General features: G+C 64.5%; 15 protein-coding genes. 11 read left to right on the top strand and 4 right to left on the bottom strand.

The genetic code is table 11. The features are described 5' to 3' along the window. Positions 1-95: 95 nt before the first annotated feature. The 7 genes from ACREE8_RS16030 to ACREE8_RS16000 all read left to right on the top strand — a co-directional run bounded on the left by ACREE8_RS16030 (position 96) and on the right by ACREE8_RS16000 (position 7,861). Entirely contained in the window at positions 96-1,871 is a 1,776-nt protein-coding gene (locus ACREE8_RS16030; RefSeq protein WP_431574015.1) for a hypothetical protein, read from the top strand. Then, positions 1,871-2,248 carry a hypothetical protein gene (locus ACREE8_RS16025; RefSeq protein ID WP_431574014.1) on the top strand — a complete coding sequence of 126 codons (378 nt, stop codon included), beginning with the start codon at positions 1,871-1,873 and terminating at the stop codon, positions 2,246-2,248. The genes ACREE8_RS16030 and ACREE8_RS16025 overlap by 1 nt, the downstream gene beginning before the upstream one ends. Beyond that, complete coding sequence (locus ACREE8_RS16020) at positions 2,245-4,434, top strand: phage tail length tape measure family protein (protein ID WP_431574013.1); 2,190 nt, start codon at positions 2,245-2,247, stop codon at positions 4,432-4,434. The genes ACREE8_RS16025 and ACREE8_RS16020 overlap by 4 nt, the downstream gene beginning before the upstream one ends. A gap of 842 nt (positions 4,435-5,276) precedes the next feature. Beyond that, a complete protein-coding gene (gene rplM / locus ACREE8_RS16015; RefSeq protein ID WP_431574012.1) occupies positions 5,277-5,741 on the top strand; it encodes a 50S ribosomal protein L13 in 465 nt (154 codons plus the stop codon). Positions 5,742-5,744: 3 nt separating this feature from the next. Continuing rightward, the gene (gene rpsI / locus ACREE8_RS16010) at positions 5,745-6,230 is read left to right on the top strand and encodes a 30S ribosomal protein S9 (RefSeq protein ID WP_431574011.1); all 486 of its coding nucleotides are present in this window, start codon (positions 5,745-5,747) and stop codon (positions 6,228-6,230) included. Positions 6,231-6,366: 136 nt separating this feature from the next. Beyond that, complete coding sequence (argC, locus tag ACREE8_RS16005) at positions 6,367-7,305, top strand: N-acetyl-gamma-glutamyl-phosphate reductase (RefSeq protein ID WP_431574010.1); 939 nt, start codon at positions 6,367-6,369, stop codon at positions 7,303-7,305. 7 nt (positions 7,306-7,312) lie between these two features. Next, on the top strand, positions 7,313-7,861 hold the full coding sequence (locus ACREE8_RS16000; protein WP_431574009.1) for a gamma carbonic anhydrase family protein: 549 nt from the start codon (positions 7,313-7,315) through the stop codon (positions 7,859-7,861). 20 nt (positions 7,862-7,881) lie between these two features. Here the strand turns inward: ACREE8_RS16000 and ACREE8_RS15995 are convergent, their stop codons facing one another. Both ACREE8_RS15995 and ACREE8_RS15990 read right to left on the bottom strand, forming a co-directional pair. Beyond that, positions 7,882-8,208 (bottom strand): helix-turn-helix domain-containing protein, encoded by a 327-nt coding sequence (locus ACREE8_RS15995; RefSeq protein ID WP_431574008.1) that lies wholly within the window; start codon positions 8,206-8,208, stop codon positions 7,882-7,884. Between the two features lie 7 nt (positions 8,209-8,215). After that, positions 8,216-8,698: a type II toxin-antitoxin system RelE/ParE family toxin gene (locus tag ACREE8_RS15990; protein WP_431574007.1), complete on the bottom strand. Its 483-nt coding sequence runs from the start codon at positions 8,696-8,698 to the stop codon at positions 8,216-8,218. A 105-nt stretch (positions 8,699-8,803) separates the two neighbouring features. Here ACREE8_RS15990 and ACREE8_RS15985 point away from each other — a divergent pair, with 105 nt between their 5' ends. Next, positions 8,804-10,630: an aminodeoxychorismate synthase component I gene (locus ACREE8_RS15985; protein WP_431574006.1), complete on the top strand. Its 1,827-nt coding sequence runs from the start codon at positions 8,804-8,806 to the stop codon at positions 10,628-10,630. Positions 10,631-10,757: 127 nt separating this feature from the next. Beyond that, positions 10,758-11,024 (top strand): hypothetical protein, encoded by a 267-nt coding sequence (locus ACREE8_RS15980; protein WP_431574005.1) that lies wholly within the window; start codon positions 10,758-10,760, stop codon positions 11,022-11,024. Between the two features lie 68 nt (positions 11,025-11,092). Here the strand turns inward: ACREE8_RS15980 and ACREE8_RS15975 are convergent, their stop codons facing one another. Next, entirely contained in the window at positions 11,093-11,635 is a 543-nt protein-coding gene (locus ACREE8_RS15975) for a hypothetical protein (RefSeq protein ID WP_431574004.1), read from the bottom strand. A gap of 189 nt (positions 11,636-11,824) precedes the next feature. Beyond that, the gene (phaC, locus tag ACREE8_RS15970; protein ID WP_431574003.1) at positions 11,825-13,633 is read right to left on the bottom strand and encodes a class I poly(R)-hydroxyalkanoic acid synthase; all 1,809 of its coding nucleotides are present in this window, start codon (positions 13,631-13,633) and stop codon (positions 11,825-11,827) included. A 377-nt stretch (positions 13,634-14,010) separates the two neighbouring features. On the opposite strand from phaC, the gene ACREE8_RS15965 reads away from it, so the two are divergent. After that, the gene (locus ACREE8_RS15965; protein WP_431574002.1) at positions 14,011-15,444 is read left to right on the top strand and encodes an OmpA family protein; all 1,434 of its coding nucleotides are present in this window, start codon (positions 14,011-14,013) and stop codon (positions 15,442-15,444) included. A gap of 118 nt (positions 15,445-15,562) precedes the next feature. Then, positions 15,563-16,864 (top strand): homoserine dehydrogenase, encoded by a 1,302-nt coding sequence (locus ACREE8_RS15960; RefSeq protein WP_431574001.1) that lies wholly within the window; start codon positions 15,563-15,565, stop codon positions 16,862-16,864. The last annotated feature ends 72 nt before the right edge of the window (positions 16,865-16,936 follow it).

Raw genomic sequence — 16,936 nt, 5'->3', positions numbered from 1 at the left:
TGCCAGAGCGACATGATCGCCCGAGCGCGCCGGGGGCTGAACGTGCTGGTTCCACGTGAAACTCCCGCCGTTCATCCTCACATGAAAGCTGATCCATGCTGATCGAAGCTATCACCGCTGAAGGAACCAAGGGCAGTCGCTGGCGTATTCGTGTGATCCGCGCTGGACTGTCGGGCAACCGCAACTTCTATCCTGCCGACGTTCTCAAGAAGACGGTTCCGCTGTTCGAAGGCACGCGCGTGTTCGTCAAGAGTGACGCCGAGCATTTGACCGGCGGCGGCAAGGACGTTCGCAACCTGATCGGGCGCCTGGCTTCGCCCGCCTTCATCGGCAGCGGCGCGTCGGCCGACGGCGAAATCCAGGCGACCCTTGAGCTGATCGAACCCGATGGCGCCATCGCCCAGAAGATGCGCGAGGCGTTCGCGCGAGGCATGACCGATCTGTTCGGTTTCTCGATCGATGCCACGGGCGCAACGAAGCCGGACCGCATGAACGGCCAGAGCGTCAAGGTCGCGACAGCGATCTCGGCCGTCAATTCCGTGGATCTTATTGTCGAGCCCGCCGCCGGCGGGCAGATCATCAACCTCATCGAAGGTCAGACGAACATGGAGCTTACCGCTCTCTCTCAAACCATCATCGCCGACATCGTCTGCGCCAGCGGGTTGCCGTCGGCCGTCCAGACGCAGTTGATCAAGGATCACCCGGCATCGGCGGGTGTAACCGAAGAGGCGTTGCGGGAATCGATCGCCCGAACCAAGGCCATTGCCGCGCACTTCACCGAAAGCGGGAAGGTCATGATGGGCGACTTCGACCCGGTTGACAGAAATCTCGGCCAGTCCGACAAAGTGACCGAAATCCTGGACGCCTTCTTCGATCCCGAGCACAAGGACCATCGGCACGCGCGGTCATTCCGGGAGTGTTACGTCACCATCACTGGCGACAAGAACATCACCGGCATGCTCGGAAACAGCGGCCACGCCCTGTTGCGGGAGTCGCTGCTTGCCGGCAGCTGGGCCAACGTGCTGGGCAACGCCATCACGCGTCGGATGGTGAACGAGTACCGCCGCCCGACGCAGTACGATCTCTGGCGGCAGATCGCCACCATCGCTCCGGTCCAAGACTTCCGCGTCAATGAGAGAACGCGCGTCGGCGGCTATGGCGACTTGCCGATCGTCGGGGAAAGCGGCCCGTATACCGCCGTCGCATCCCCAACCGATGAGAAGGCCACCTACCAGATTCAAAAGCGTGGCGGTACGGAAGACATCACCCTCGAAATGATCGCCAACGATGACGTTGGCGCCATTCAGCGCATCCCAATCAGGCTGGCCGGCGCGGCAAAGCGCACATTGTCGAAGTTCGTCTTCGATCTGCTTCGCACCAACCCCGTCATCTATGACGGTTTGGTTCTGTTTCACGCCACTCACAACAACCTCGGGGCCGCCGCGCTCGATGCCACCTCGCTCGCGGCCCGTCGGCTCGCCATGAAGCGGCAGACTGAGCTGAGCAGCGGCGATCGTCTCGGCATCGGACCTCGCTATCTGATCGTGCCCGATGACCTGCAAGAGACTGCCGTCAACCTCTTCAACCGCAACACCAACAACGACAAGACCTTCATCCAGGCCATGACCCTGGAGGTCCTGCCGATATGGTACTGGACGGACTCGAACGACTGGTTCCTCGCGGCCGATCCGGCCGATATTCCCTGCATCGAAGTGGGGTTCTTCAACGGACAGCAAGAGCCCGAGCTGTTCGTCCAGGATAATCCGACCGTCGGCTCGATGTTCACCAACGACAAGCTGACTTACAAGATCCGGTACATCTACGGCGCCACGGTCACGGACTTCCGGGGGCTGGATAGGTCGGTAGTTTAATGAGCGATCAACCGACCGAACGCCAGAAGGCTCTCGGCAGTCTCTCCGACGAGATTTCCAGAACCCTTGGCTCCATGCCGCTGCTCGAAGCGGATGCGGTGCTCGATGAGGCGCGTCGGTTCTCCTTCACGAAGACCTATTCTGGCTATACCGATCTGGCGGTACGCAAGGTTCTCGACACCAGCGATACGGCCACCCTTATTGCCGTCATCCTGGTGGGGCTGACGCTCGACGAAGCGGAGACGGTCATCGCTGTGGTTCGCCGCACTCTGTGGCCGGCTCATTTCGCGACAAAGCCGAAGACGCATTTCGGGCGACAGTTCGCGGCCTATGTGCAGGGTAAACAGCACGTCCAACAGGGCGGGAAGCTGAATTGAGCGATCTCGTTCTTGGCGTGACGCTCCGAGCCGACGGCAAGAGCTTCGTTGGCGAGGTAAAGGTCGCCCGCGATCAGCTCAAGGGGCTCGGCGACGATGCGGACCGCTCGGGCCGAAAAGGCGCCGCCGGCTTCGACATTATGGGCGGCGCAGCCGAGCGCATGCGCGGGTTCGTAACCCGCGCGATCGGCGCCTATGTAGGCTTCCAGAGCATCACGCGGATTATCAGTTCGGCGGCCGATGAGATCATGGCCTTCGAGAAATCGAACGCCAATCTCAATGCCGTGCTGCGCGCCACCGGCAATGCAGCCGGTCTGACGGCAAAAGACTTGTCCGACCTGGCTGACCAGATCGAAGGCTCGACACTCTTCGATGATAACGACGTGCGTCAGGCCGAGGCGGTGATGCTGACGTTCCGCAAAGTCACAGGCGATACGTTTCGCGAAGCGATCATGCTCGCAGCTGATCTATCGGGCCTCATGGGCGGCGATCTCCAGGGAGCAGCCGTAATGCTCGGCAAGGCGCTCCAGGATCCGGTTGAAGGGATCACGGCCTTGAAACGTGTCGGCATCGGGCTGGCACCGGTCCAAGAGGATATGATTAAGAAGTTCATGGCTGCGGGCCAACAGGCCAAGGCGATGCAGGTCGTTATTAATGAAGTGGCCCACCAGGTTGGGGGCGTGGCGAAGGAGCAGGTAACCGGGCTGACCGGTGCCGTGAATAATCTCGACGACTCCTGGGGCAACTTGATGCTTTCACTCCGAGAGGGGACCAGCTTTCAAATTGCGCTCGGTGCTGTTGGACTCTTGAATCGGGGTGTCCAGGGTCTCAACAAGATCGTCGATGATTTCAATGATCCGAACGGTTCACTGTGGAACTGGTCCAAGGGCAGCCTTGCGGAGAAGTGGGCAATTCCGGATGCAGAGAAGGCGCTCCAGGGGCTGCATGACGAGCTGGTGTTCGCCCTATTGCTGCCCGACGGCACCGTGTCGGATGAGGCGTTCCAGCAGCTCTATCGGCAGATCGATGATGCCCAACGCAAACTCGACAGTCTGCGTATGTGGGGTGGCGCCGGCACGGGTTCGAGCCGATCGCATATGCCGACCGGTACGACGCTGAGCTATACGCCGCCGGTGGTGCCACCTAGCGACCCGGTCGGCCTGTCCGATGAATACCTCGCCAAGCTGAAAGCGCGACAGGAGATCATCGCGCAGTTCCACCTCGACCAGGTGATCCAGCAAGAGACCGACTGGCGCGCGGCGCAGCAGCGCGGCGCCGCCATGGTCAAGGAAATGACCGACGCCACGAAGCGCCGGACAGAGGCCGATCAACAGGCTGGAAAGACTCTGACCGAGCAGCTGATGACGCCACAGGAGCATTACAACGCCAGCCTGGCGGAGTATAAGCAGCTGCTCGACGCCGGCGTGATCAGCCAGGAGACGTTCACCCGCGCCGTCGTGGCGGCGGGCAAAGAGCTGCAATCGACCGACGCGATCGCCAATGAGCTGGAGAGCGCCTTCGACCAGGCGTTCGACCGGATCGGGCAGAGCATCACCGACATGGCGACCCAGGGAAAGTTCCAGCTCGAGGATCTGGGCAATATCGGCGGCGCCGTGATCTCCGAGCTGCTGCAGGAGCTGTTGAAGCTCTCGATCATCAACCCGCTCAAGAACGGGCTGTTCGATTCTGGGCTGCCGGTCATCGGCGACGTCATCACCGGCCTGCTCAATGGCCTCGGGAGCGGTGGGGCGGGCAGCGGCAATGCCGGGATCGGTTCCGCCTTCTCGACGACGGCCGGACGCAATGCGGCCTATGGCGCCTACCACAGCGGCGGCAAGGTCGGGTCCAACGGGTCGCCCCGGTTCGTCGATCCCTCGGTCTTCGCCGGCGCGCCCAGGTTTCATGACGGCGGCCTGGTCGCCGGCGAGGTGCCGATCATCGCCAAGCGTGGCGAGGAGGTGGGCTGGCCCGGGCAACTCGCCGATAAGTATGGCGCGAAGGTCCAGGTCACGGTGATCAACAGCACCGGTCAGCAGGCGCGCACCGAAGAGCGGCGCGGCTCGGACGGCCGCCGCGAGATCGCCGTCTATGTCGGCGACATGATGGCGGCCGACATCATGAAGGGCGGCAAGCTGTCGACCGCAATGGAGCAGGCCTATGGGGTCAGGCGGGGTCGGGGTCGATAGGCCTCACCCGGCGCTATCTGCGGACGACCCTTATACGGTATGCTCAACCGGGAGCATGCGCAGGAGCACTTCATGGCTAAGAACAAGTTCAAAGAGTTCCTAGGCTCTCGCCGCTGGAGTGGCATTGAGCGTGAATTCGTTAAGGAGGCCGAGTTGGACGATACGCTCCCGAGCCCGAGGTCTTGGAGGCAGCTGGAGCAGTACCTAACGGACCGTCATGCGCTGCCAGGTGCCATAGTGGCCGCGAAGTCCGTCTGGCTGACTTACAAGGACCTACAACCTGGCGCTAGGCCACCAGGCGCTGCCCCCTCGTCCTAGAAGCAGGCGCTAGCCGTCGGCGAGGGATGGCCACCCACCGTGGCAGGGGCCGCCCCGGCCAGTCAACCAGGTCGCCCGGCACTGTGCGGCAGCTCTCGCATAAATTTGTAAATTCGCCTCACACTAGGGGTAACGATTTTCAGCTCTCATGAACGCCGTTCGAAGGGCGTTCATACGATCTTAGAATCGGCTTTTTCCAATGATTTGCGCCGTCGAGGGAGATTTCTGGCGAACTCTTTTCGCAGGCGACCTTATATCTTTGTATTCGCTATCGTTTTCCTGGTCACCACTGACAAATAGTGCCGACTCTCACTGCCAAATATCGTTGGCGCTTACACCGGCCGCTGCACTGGCTTCGGTGGTGAGGTATCATGATACCGCATCAAAAATTGGCGGATTTCTGCGAGTTTTCGGCGCGATAAAAGCTTGACCCTGACGCGGAAATCGCGATACTCCGCCGCCGAACTGCCGGGCGGGGAGGGTTCCTCCTCGGCCACCGGCACCAGAGACAACAACGGACCGCCATGAAGACCTATACCGCCCGACCCTCCGACATCAGCAAGAAATGGATCGTCGTCGATGCCGACGGCGTCGTGCTGGGTCGGCTCGCCTCGATCGTCGCCAGCCATCTGCGTGGGAAGCATAAGACGACCTTCACCCCGCATATGGACTGCGGCGATAACATCATCGTCATCAACGCCGCCAAGGTGCATCTCACGGGCCGCAAGCTCGAGAATCGGCGCTTCTACTGGCATACCGGCCATCCCGGCGGCGTCAAGGAACGCACCATGGGCGAGATCCTGGGCGGCCGCTTCCCCGAGCGCGCGGTCATCAAGGCCGTCGAGCGCATGGTGCCGCGCGGTCCGCTGGGCCGTCAGCAGATGAGCAATCTCAAGGTCTATGCGGGCGCCGATCATCCGCATGCCGCGCAGAACCCGGAGCCGCTCGACGTCGCGGCGATGAATCCGAAGAACAAGAGGATCGCCTAAGTCATGACGACCGAGACGCAGAAGCTTACCGACCTCAAGGAGCTGCGTGGGGGGGCAATGACCCCGGCAGCCTCCGCCTCCGCGGAGCCGAAGATCGACGCGCAGGGCCGCGCCTACGCGACCGGCAAGCGCAAGAACGCCATCGCCCGCGTCTGGATCAAGCCGGGCTCCGGCCGCGTTTCCGTCAATGGCCGCACCAGCGAGATCTATTTCGCCCGTCCGGTGCTGCGCATGATGATCGCCCAGCCCTTCGGCATAACCCAGCGCGTCGGCCAGTATGACGTGGTCTGCACGGTCGTCGGCGGCGGTCTCTCCGGCCAGGCCGGCGCGGTGCGCCATGGCATCAGCAAGGCCCTGACCTATTTCGAGCCGGCCCTGCGGCCCGCGCTGAAGGCCGGCGGCTTCCTCACCCGCGACAGCCGCGTGGTCGAGCGCAAGAAGTACGGCAAGGCGAAGGCCCGACGCAGCTTCCAGTTCTCGAAGCGCTGATCGCGAAACCCGCGGTCGGCCCCGACCTGGGGCATGCCATCGAACAAAGGGGCGCTCCCGGTCGGAGCGCCCCTTTTGCTTTTCGGGCTTCGTTTCCATATCGGATAAGCTCTCATCGGCGGCAGGAGTCGACATCATGGGCAACATCTCCCGGACCAAGACGGTCTTCATCGACGGCGAAGCCGGGACCACGGGCCTCGGCATCCGCCAGCGCCTGACGGGCCTGGCCGGCATCGCGCTGAGCTCGATCGCGCCCGAGCGCCGCAAAGACCCGGTCGCCAAGCGCGAGATGCTGGAAGCGGCCGACCTGGTGGTGCTCTGCCTGCCCGACGATGCCGCGCGCGAGACCGTGGCCATGATCGACGCGATGGGGGCGAAGGGTCCCAAGATCGTCGATGCCAGCACCGCGCACCGCGTGGCGCCCGGCTGGGTCTACGGCTTCCCCGAGATGGCTGAGGGGCAGGAGGCCGCCATTCGCGGCGCCCGGCGCGTCGCCAATCCCGGCTGCTATCCGACCGGCGGCATCGCCCTGATCAAGCCGCTGGTCGAGGCCGGCATCGTCCCGGCCGACCATCCGCTGACCATCAACGCCGTCAGCGGCTATTCCGGCGGCGGGCGCAGCATGATCGAGGCCTATGAGGCGCATCGCGCGCCGGCCTTCGAGCTTTACGGGCTGGGCCTCGAGCATAAGCATCTGCCCGAGCTGCAGCATTATTCGGGCCTCACTACGCGGCCGATCTTCGTGCCCTCGGTGGGGAACTTCCGCCAGGGCATGCTGGTGAGCCTGCCGCTCCATCTCGACACCCTGACGGGCAAGCCCAAGGGCAAGGATCTGGAGGCCGTGCTGGCGAAGCGCTTCGCCGGGCAGAAGCTGGTCGAGGTCGTGCCGGTGGGCGCCGGCGCCGAGGCGGGCAAGCTCGAGCCGGAAGCGCTCAACGATACCGACCGGCTGGAGCTGCGCGTCTTCGCCAACGAGGCGCGCCGCCAGGCGGTGCTGGTCGCGCGGCTGGACAATCTGGGCAAGGGCGCTTCCGGCGCCGCGGTCCAGAACATCCAGCTCATGCTGGGCGCTTGAGGCATTCATGGCCGCGCTCATCCTCACCTTCGACGGCTTCACGCCGAAGATCGATCCGACCGCCTTCATCGCGCCGACGGCGGTCATCATCGGCGACGTGGTGATCGGGCCGGGCGCCAACATCTGGTATGGCTGCGTGCTGCGCGGCGACGGCAACCAGCTGCGTGTCGGGGCGGGGACCAACATCCAGGACGGCACGATCGTCCATCTCAACACGCAGGACGATCATGGCCGCGGCGCCCCGGGCTATCGCTGCCTCATCGGCGACAATGTCACGATCGGCCATATGGCGCTGATCCATGCCTGCACGCTGGAGGATGGCGCCTTCATCGGCATGAAGGCCTGCGTCATGGATGGCGCGGTGGTGGAAGGCGGCGGCATGGTCGCGGCCGGCGCGCTGCTCACGCCCAACAAGCGCGTGCGCAGGGGCGAACTCTGGGCCGGCAGCCCGGCCAAGCTGCTGCGCCAGTTGAGCCCGAAGGAAATGGAAGACTTCGCCTCGACCGCACCCTATTACGCCGAGCTCGGCGCGCATTATCGCAAGCAGGGGCTGTGACTATGTCAAGCGGGCTTCCGCTATTCCGCGGTCACCGTGATCTGACCCGCCGGGTGCGACCGCCGCTTCTTGCGAATCACGATTTCGATATCGAGGTCGAGCGATGTCAGGAATCCCATCAGGCGTTCCAGCGAGAATCCCGCGAGCTTATATCGCTGCAAGGCGGAGACCTTCGGTTGAGTGATGCCGAGAAGTGCTGCGCTCGCAGCTTGAGTCAGGCCTCGCCCAGCCAGGGCTTGGTTGAGGGTGTAAGCCAGCCAAAGGCGGGTTTGACGTTCTTCGGCGTCCGGAAAACCCAGATCGGCAAACAGATTGTTGCTGCCGCGCGTGATGCCGGTCTCCGTCATCTTGGCGTTAGCCCTTCGCTTTGCGGTAGCGCGTCTCATGGTCATGGTGTGCCGTCTTCAATCGTCTCTGGATCAGCTCAATGTCGGTGTTTGCCGTTCTGATGCCGTGCGGCGACTTCTTTTGAAACGCGTGAAGAACGTAGATCACTTCCGCAAATCGGACCGTGTAGACGGCTCGATAGCTGTTGCCCCTATGGTCTTCGACCAGTTCGAAGATACCCGGTCCTTGGCCCTTCCAGGGCTTGGCCGAGGGATGCAAGCCGCCGAATTGTGCCACTCCCAGCGCGTTCCCCATCTCCGCCTTCACGGCACGCGGGAAGGCAAGGAAGTCTTCCTTGGAAGAGCCGACCCAATCGAGCGGCCTCTCGCCAGGAATCAGATGTCGCGCCACGGAATATACCAAAAATGGGATAAAATGGCAATCATTTGCATCTTCTCGTAAAGGTAGAATTATTTGTATAAAATAATCCAAAATACGAGCATTGGCCATCCTGCGGATCGGTTGCGGCCCGGAGAATCAGCATGGTCGCAAGAGGCACAAGCGAGGTCGCCCGCGGGGTTTCCGGGGCGGTCCTCCTATGATTGACTCGTTTCCATGACCAGCCTGCCCCTGCCGCCGCATCCGGAAGGTCCCTTCGTGCTGCTCGACGACAATCGGTCGCCGGAGGCGGGGAGCCGTCTTTATGCCGATCCAGTCGAGATCCTGTATTGCGACGATCCGGCCGATGTCGAGGCGGCGCTGGCGCGGATCGCCGGCGCGCGCGACCGCGGGCTTCATGCGGTCGGTTATCTGGCCTATGAGCTGGGTTATGCGCTGGAGCCGAAGCTCGCGCCTCTGATGCCGGCCGACCGCGCGGGGCCGCTGATCTGGATGGGGCTGTTTCGCGCGCCCGAGCTGTTGAGCCGGGCCCAGACCTCAGCCTTCCTCGATCGCGAGGCCGGGGCGGGGCATCGGCTGGGCGAGATCCGCCCGAGCTGGGATCGCGCGACCTATGGCCGGGCCTTCCGCCAGGTGCGCGAATACATCGCCGCCGGCGATGTCTATCAGATCAACCTCACCTTCAAGCTCGGTTTCGACGTCGAGGGCGATCCGCTCTCGCTCTATCGCGAGTTGCGCGGCAAGCAGCATGTCGCCTATGGCGCGGTCATCCGCACCGAGGCCGACTGGATCTTGTCGCTCTCGCCCGAGCTTTTCGTTCGCATCGACGGTAGCCGTGCGGTCGGCAAGCCGATGAAGGGGACGGCGGCGCGCGGTCCGACGCCCGAGGATGACGAGGCGGCACGCGCTTTCCTGCGCTCGGACGAGAAATCGCGTGCCGAGAATCTGATGATCGTCGATCTCATCCGCAACGATCTGGGGCGGATCGCCCGGATCGGCTCGGTCAAGGTGGACGGCCTCTTCGAGGTCGAGACCTACGAGACCGTGCATCAGATGATCTCGACCGTGTCGGCGCGCCTGCTGCCGGATATCGGCGCCGACGAGGTGATCCGACGGCTCTTCCCCTGCGGCTCCATCACCGGCGCGCCCAAGATGCGCGCGATGGAGATCATCCGCGAGCTGGAGGCGGGCGCGCGCGACGTCTATACCGGCGCCATCGGCTGGATCGCGCCCGACGGCGATCTCTGCTTCAACGTCGCGATCCGGACCCTGAAGATCGACCGGACCGGCCGCGGCGAGATGGGGATCGGCAGCGGGCTGGTCTATGATTCCGACGAGGCCGCTGAATATGAGGAATGCCTGCTGAAGGCCCGCTTCCTCACCGTGCCGCATGAGCCCTTCGAGCTGATCGAGACGATGCTCTGGCAGCGCGAGGCGGGCTGGAGCCTGATGGAGCGCCATCTCGAGCGGCTGCATCGTTCGGCCGCCTATTTCGGCTTCCCTTGCGACCCCGAGACGGTGCGCGCCCAACTGGAAGCCGCCTCGCTGGGCTTTGCGGGCGCCTGCTGCCGCGTCCGGCTGCTGCTGGATCGGGAAGGCGCCATCAAAATCGCCGCGACCGCTATCCCGGTGCCTTCGGCCGCGGGGCTGATGCGCTATGTGATCTCGGACCGCACGACCGACAGCCGCGACCCGTTCCTGTTCCACAAGACCACGCGCCGCGCGCTCTATGACGGCGAGCATGAGCGCCTATCCCGAGAGAGAGGCTGCGACGAGGTGCTGTTCCTCAACGAGCGCGGCGAGCTGACCGAGGGCAGCCGTACCAACCTTTTTATCGAGCGGGGCGGGCGGCTGTTGACGCCTTCTTTGAGCTGCGGTCTCCTCGACGGCACGCTGCGCCGCGAGCTGCTGGCGACGGGCCGGGCCCAGGAAGCGGTGCTGACGCTTGAGGACCTCGCCCGCGCCGAGCATGTGTTCCTCGGCAATTCGGTGCGCGGGCTGCTGCTGGCCGAAAGGCTGACCGCGCGAGCCGCCGCCATTTAACCCGCCTTTAATCGGTGCGAGTGCTAGGCTCGCCCTGTTTTGCTGCCGCAGCAGGCGATCCGCAACACTTCCGGTTATCGAAGAACGGGGATCCGGCTGGCGGCAAGCCTCGAGCCAGGAGACGGCCATGAAATCGCTGACGCGCTATTGGTTCAGGTTCGAGAAGCTGCCTTCCGCTTCCGCCGTCAATCTGGGATGCGGCGTGACCGCCCACGGCAATGAAGATGCTCTCGCGCTGCTGAAGGAACGCGTATTCAAGAAGCCCACGCTGCCGACGATTCTGAATTGGGTCGCCGACGTCGATATTTCAAAACTCGATTCCAAGCATGTGCTGCCCAATCTGGGAAATCCGGTTTTGAGGGGCGTTTGGTTTCCACAGGGATTCGACGGCTGAACGAAGAAATCAGACCGGTTAGACCACCGGCGCCTGTGTCGTCGTAGCGGCGGCCAGGCGCAGGGGGACTATTCCGTGCGAACGCCGGTCGCCTTGCGGATGGCGGCCGCCGAGCCCGTGAGCGGGAACAGCATTTCGCGCATGCTGCCATCATGGGTCATGACGGTCAGATGAAGCTCCTGGCCGACAAGCCAGGGATGGAGCGTATCCGTCGCCTTCACCACCGGGCTGGTCGAATCCCACAGCAACCAGAAGCTGGTGCGCTCGTTGGTGAGGCCCCACATCGCATTGTTGGAATCGCCCCGGACACGGATCTCGTCGGTATCGATCGGTGTGCCGTCGTCGATCCGATAGACCGGCATCGCCTTGGCGAGTGTCACGCCTTTCGCCGGATGCAGCTCGGCGAAGACCTGAACATGGCCATCCACATTGCGGGACCAGACGATGAGGTTGTCGCCGGCGTCATTGGTGACCGAGGCGGCATCGAAAGGCTCGTCGTCGGAGGGGGCGGCCACAACCGTCCAGCCGTCGGCGGCCTGGGCGGGAACAAAGGAGATCGCGAGAAGGAGCGCCAGCGCGCCGGTTCCCACCGTCAGGATTTTTCGGATCATGGCATGACCCTTAATTCATGATTTCGGCGAGATTGCGGCGATGGCACCCGCTCTCTGCTGTCATCCTCGGAACGGCCGCAGGCCGGATCCGGGGATCCAGTCTTTGCCGGCCCTGGATCGCCAGATCGAGCATGTCCTCGGGCCGACCTAAGGTCGGCCCCGGGGATCCGGCGATGACAGAAGGAGCCACTAGCTCCCCGCGCGCACCTTCACATAGGACCCCGGCGCGTCCTCGATCGCCTTCAGCTTGCCGTCGCCGGGCTTGCGCGCCGGGACCTTCTCGTCGCCGAAATCCGCGACCCATTTCGCCCATTCCGGCCACCAGGAGCCCGGGCGCTGGGTCGCCGTGGCGAGCCATTCTTCCGGGCTCGGCGGATTCTTGTCGTTGACCCAGTGATGATATTTGCCGCTCTCGGGCGGATTGACGACGCCGGCGATATGGCCCGAGGCCGCCAGCACGAAGCGGATCGGGCCGTTCACGATCTGGGTCAGCGCGTAGGTGGTCTTCCAGGGCGCGATATGGTCCTCGCGCGTGGAGAGCATGAAGAGCGGCGTCTTGATCTTGCGCAGGTCGATCGGCACGCCGGCGAGCGTGATGCCGCCCGGCTGCACCAGCTTGTTCTCCTGATACATCTTGCGCAGATAGAAGCTGTGCATCGCCGCCGGCATGCGCGTGGAATCGGAATTCCAATAGAGCAGGTCGAACGGGAAGGGCTCCTTGCCGAGGAGATAATTGTTGATGACGAAGGACCAGATCAGGTCGTTGGCGCGCAGCATATTGAAAGTGTTCGCCATGGCGCCGCCTTCGAGAAAGCCCTTCTCGTTCATGCGCGCCTCGAGCGACTGGAGCTGCTCCTCGTCGATGAAGACGCCGAGATCGCCCGGCTCCTTGAAGTCGGTGAGCGTGGTGAGGAAGGTGGTGCTGGCGATCCTGTGGGCCTTCTTCTTGGCCGCGAGCCAGGCGAGCGTGGAGGCCACGAGCGTGCCGCCGAGGCAATAGCCGATGACGTTGGCGTCGGGCTCGCCCGTCGCCTTCTCCATGGCGTCGAGGGCCGCGAGGGGACCTTCGATCATGTAATCCTCGAAGCTCTTCTGGGCGAGCTTCTCGTCGGGATTGACCCAGGAGACCACGAACACCGTGTGCCCCTGCGCCACCGCGTAGCGGATCAGCGAGTTCTTCTCGCGCAGATCGAGGATGTAGAACTTGTTGATCCAGGGCGCGATGATCAGCAGCGGCCGGCGATAGACCTGCTCGGTGGTCGCGTTGTATTGCACCAGCTGGATCAGGTCGTTCTGGAACACGACCTTGCCCGGCGTGACCGCCACATTGCGTCCGATCTCGAACGCCTCCTGGTCGGTCATGCTGATCTTGAGCTCGCCCTTGCCACGCTCGAGATCGCCCAGCAGGTTCTTGAGCCCGTTGAGCAGGTTCTCGCCCTTGCTCTCGATCGTCGCGCGCAGGACCTCGGGATTGGTCATGAGGAAGTTGGTCGGCGCGATCGCGTCGACGAACTGGCGCGTATAGAACTCGACTTTCCGCGCGGTCTTGTCGTCGAGCCCCTCGACCTCCTTGACGGTGGTCTGCAGCCAGCGCGCCGTCAGCAGGTAGGACTGCTTGACGAAGTCGAACAGCTCATTGTCCTGCCAGGCGGAGTCCTTGAAGCGCCGGTCGTCGGGTGCCGGCGAAATCACGGCTTCGGCCGGCCCGCCCATCATGCGCCGGGCGGTGGTTTGCCAAAGGTTCATGTAGTCGTTCCAGAGCGACATCTGCGCCTGGACCAGCTTCTCGGGCTGGGCCATCAGGCGGGCGGTCATCTCGAGGAAGGCTTGGCCGATATTGAGCGGGTCGGACATGCCGAAGGCATCGCCGCTGGGATGGCTCTGCTTCTGCAGGAAATCGGTCACCAGGCGCTGGGATTGCTCGGCAATCTCGGTCATGGTCCGCGACAATTCCATCGGGTCGGGTAATTTTCTTTCCGCGCCCTGTTGATCGACCATTATGGCTTCCTTATCATGCCGGCCCGGCCTGCCCTGGGGGGTGCCCGGATGGACCGAAAACGGCCCCGCATCCCAGATCATGCCAATGATATGACTACACACCCTTTAGCGCGATTCCGGGGCGCAAGGGGCGATAAAAAGGCGCAAAATCGCCGGTGCATGGGCCGTCGGAAACGGGCATACCGATCAGCCGGCAGGGTTAGGCGGCGTCACCCCGAGTCATCAGGCGGCATGAAGGCCGGTGATGGGGCGGCGTCTGGGCAACAGGGACGAGCAAGGCAGCAATGATCAAGGCGAAGTTGGCCGCTCTGGGGTGGCGACGGGCATGGCGGGGGCATCGGCAGAAGAGGGGCCTGGGTGCGGGGACGGCGGCGGTATTGCTGGCCCTGTCGCTCGCGACGGCGGCTTGCTCATCCTCGAGCGATGCGCCGCCGCCGCCGGCCGCGGCAGCGCCGGCATCCACGAGCACCACCAGCACCGGCAACGAATCCTTCCCCAATCTCGGCACCGTTCCCGATCAGCCGCCGACGGTCACCACGCCCGAGCAGCGCCAGGCGATCGTCGACGGGCTGATCGCCGACCGGAAGAACGCGGTCTATAGCGACACGTCCTTGACCGGCGAGCCCACCAGCTCCGTGGCGCCGCCGGCGCCGCCGCCGATCACGCCCGAAGGCGGCGGGACCACGCTGGGGCCCAGCACGATCACGCCTCCGGCCGATACCGACACCGGCGGAGCAGCTGGCGCGGCTTCCGATGCCAGTCCCGATATGCCGGCAACACCCCAGACGCCGGTCTCCTCGCAGCCGCTGCCCGATGCGCCGCCCGAGCCGCCGGCGGTCGGGACGACGGTGCCCTCGTCCGACGGGGGCGTGGTGAAGCCGCAGTCGAACGCGGCGCCCCTCGTGCCAGGCGCCCTGCAATATGCCGAGCTGAGCGGCGGCGAGGGGGGCGCCGAATCCGACGCCGACGATTTCACGCCGGTGTCTCCGCGCCTGACACAGGTCGCCGATAGCGGACAGGCGGCGACTGCCGGGGCGAATGCGCCGCGCGGCCTCATTCCTGAAGGGCCCTTCAGCTATTCGCAGGCGAAGCCACGCGCGACGACGGCGGCATCCACCGGCAACGGCCCGGTGACGGTCGATCTCAGCGTCATCGGCGGCGCGCCCCAGGCGTCGGCGCAGCCTCAGTTGCAGCCGACGCAATTCCAACAGGCGGTCTCCCGCCCGCCGCTCTATGTCGACCTTGGCGCTCTCGACGGGCTGTCGGAGCCGGCCGCGCAGACCCCGCCGGCCGTTTATCAGCAGGCCGTCTACCAGCAACCCACCTACCAGCAGCCCACCTATCAGCAAGCCGTCTATCAGCCCGGCAATACGCAGTGGCAGCCGAACGCCAATCAGCTGGCGCTCTATCAGGTACCGTCCGCGGCCGGCGTCGCGACGGTGGCGCCCGGGGCGGTGCCGCTGCCGCCGGCGGACCAGCCGCTGGGCCTCATTTTCTTCGCGAACGGTTCCTCCTATCTCAATGCCGCCTCGCGCGAGGTGCTGCATGACGTGGCGCGGATCTATCGCGCCCAGGGCAAGACCATTCGTGTGGTCGGCCATGCTTCCTGGATTCCGGGCGGCAACAACTCCTTCAACTCGAAGCTTTCCTATGCCCGGTCCCAGGCCGTGGCGAAGGCGCTTGCCGACTATGGCGTCCCCGGCGGCGCGCTCGAGATGCGCGGCGTCGGCATCACCCAGCCGGTCTTCTACGAAACCGCGAGCACCGGGATCGCCGGCAATCGCCGCGCCGATATTTTCCTGACACCGTAAGCGGACTTCCTCCGCTTGCGATCGCTCCCACCGGCGATCGCGCGGCGGTCCGCCTTTTGGCATCGCTTCATTCCCGACTCCTCCCCTTGTTACAGGCGCTCATGAAGGATCTCGCATCTTGACGACGAAACCGCTCACGGTCGCGATCGCCGGTCTCGGCACGGTCGGCGCCGGCACCGTCAAATTGCTGCAGGACCATGCGGGCCTGCTGGCCGAGCGGTCCGGCCGTCCCATCCGGCTGAAGTCGGTGTCTGCGCGCGACCGCAAGCGCGATCGCGGGCTCGATCTGTCGCAGGTCCATTGGGTCGACGATCCGCTGGCGCTGGCGGTCGATCCCGAGGTCGACGTGGTGGTCGAGCTCATCGGCGGCTCCGACGGCGTCGCCAAGGCGCTGGTGGAGAAGTCGCTTCATGACGGCAAGCATGTGGTGACGGCGAACAAGGCGCTGCTGGCTCATCACGGCAACGCCCTGGCGCGCCTGGCAGAGACCTCCGGCGTCTCCATTTCCTACGAGGCGGCCGTCGCGGGTGGAATTCCGATCATCAAGCTGATGCGCGAGGGTCTCGCCGCCAACCGCATCAAGCGCGTCTACGGCATCCTCAACGGCACCTGCAATTACATCCTGACCGAGATGCGGCGCACGGGCCGCGAGTTCGCCGACGTGCTGGCGGACGCACAGCGCCTGGGCTATGCCGAATCCGATCCGAGTTTCGATGTCGACGGTATCGATGCCGCGCACAAGCTCTCGATCCTGACCTCCGTCGCCTTCGGCTGCGAGATCAATTTCGCCGGCGTGCATGTCGAGGGCATCCGCCATGTCTCGGCGGTCGATATCGCCTTCGCGCAGGAGCTGGGCTATCGCATCAAGCTGCTCGGCATCGCCAGCCTGTCGGAGCATGGGATCGAGCAGCGCGTGCACGCGACCATGGTCTCGCTCGACACCGCGATCGCCCATGTCGAGGGTGTGTTCAATGCGGTGGTGACGATCGGCGACTTCGTCGGCCAGAACGTGGCCGAGGGCCGCGGCGCGGGGGCCGGACCGACCGCCTCGGCGGTGGTCGCGGACCTGGTCGATCTCGCGCGCAAGCGCGCGCTTCCGACCTTCGCCATCCCGGCGGCGAAGCTGGCCAAGCTGCCGGTGGCGCCGATGGAGCGCCATTACGGCGCCTATTATGTGCGGCTCATGGTCAAGGACCGGCCGGGCGTGATCGCCGACGTGGCGGCCGCCTTGCGCGACGAGCGCGTCTCGATGGAGGCGATGCTGCAGCGTGGCCGCGCGCCCGACGAGGTGGTGCCGGTCGTGATCACCACCCACGAGACCGAGGAATCCTCGATGCGCCGGGCCCTGGCGCGCATCGCCAAGCTCGGTACCGTGGCGGAACCGCCGCGCATGATCCGCATTGAATCGCTGACGGCCTGAGCGGAAGGGCCGATTTCAACGGACGACACGGGGGAACAACCGGCCGCCGAAGGCCGGCCCCCGACCAGGGAT

Origin of the sequence: Hypericibacter sp. (assembly GCF_050729195.1) — a bacterium.
Lineage (GTDB): Bacteria > Pseudomonadota > Alphaproteobacteria > Dongiales > Dongiaceae > Hypericibacter.
This window is presented reverse-complemented; position numbering and strand designations above follow the sequence as displayed.

Coding starts and splice junctions, on each gene's coding strand:
- ACREE8_RS15990 (WP_431574007.1), bottom strand. CDS start 8,698: ATGGCCAATGCTCGTATTTTGGATTATTTTATACAAATAATTCTACCT.
- ACREE8_RS15980 (WP_431574005.1), top strand. CDS start 10,758: ATGAAATCGCTGACGCGCTATTGGTTCAGGTTCGAGAAGCTGCCTTCC.
- ACREE8_RS16030 (WP_431574015.1), top strand. CDS start 96: ATGCTGATCGAAGCTATCACCGCTGAAGGAACCAAGGGCAGTCGCTGG.
- ACREE8_RS15995 (WP_431574008.1), bottom strand. CDS start 8,208: ATGACGGAGACCGGCATCACGCGCGGCAGCAACAATCTGTTTGCCGAT.
- ACREE8_RS16025 (WP_431574014.1), top strand. CDS start 1,871: ATGAGCGATCAACCGACCGAACGCCAGAAGGCTCTCGGCAGTCTCTCC.
- rpsI (WP_431574011.1), top strand. CDS start 5,745: ATGACGACCGAGACGCAGAAGCTTACCGACCTCAAGGAGCTGCGTGGG.
- ACREE8_RS16000 (WP_431574009.1), top strand. CDS start 7,313: ATGGCCGCGCTCATCCTCACCTTCGACGGCTTCACGCCGAAGATCGAT.
- ACREE8_RS15985 (WP_431574006.1), top strand. CDS start 8,804: ATGACCAGCCTGCCCCTGCCGCCGCATCCGGAAGGTCCCTTCGTGCTG.
- argC (WP_431574010.1), top strand. CDS start 6,367: ATGGGCAACATCTCCCGGACCAAGACGGTCTTCATCGACGGCGAAGCC.
- ACREE8_RS15975 (WP_431574004.1), bottom strand. CDS start 11,635: ATGATCCGAAAAATCCTGACGGTGGGAACCGGCGCGCTGGCGCTCCTT.
- phaC (WP_431574003.1), bottom strand. CDS start 13,633: ATGGTCGATCAACAGGGCGCGGAAAGAAAATTACCCGACCCGATGGAA.
- rplM (WP_431574012.1), top strand. CDS start 5,277: ATGAAGACCTATACCGCCCGACCCTCCGACATCAGCAAGAAATGGATC.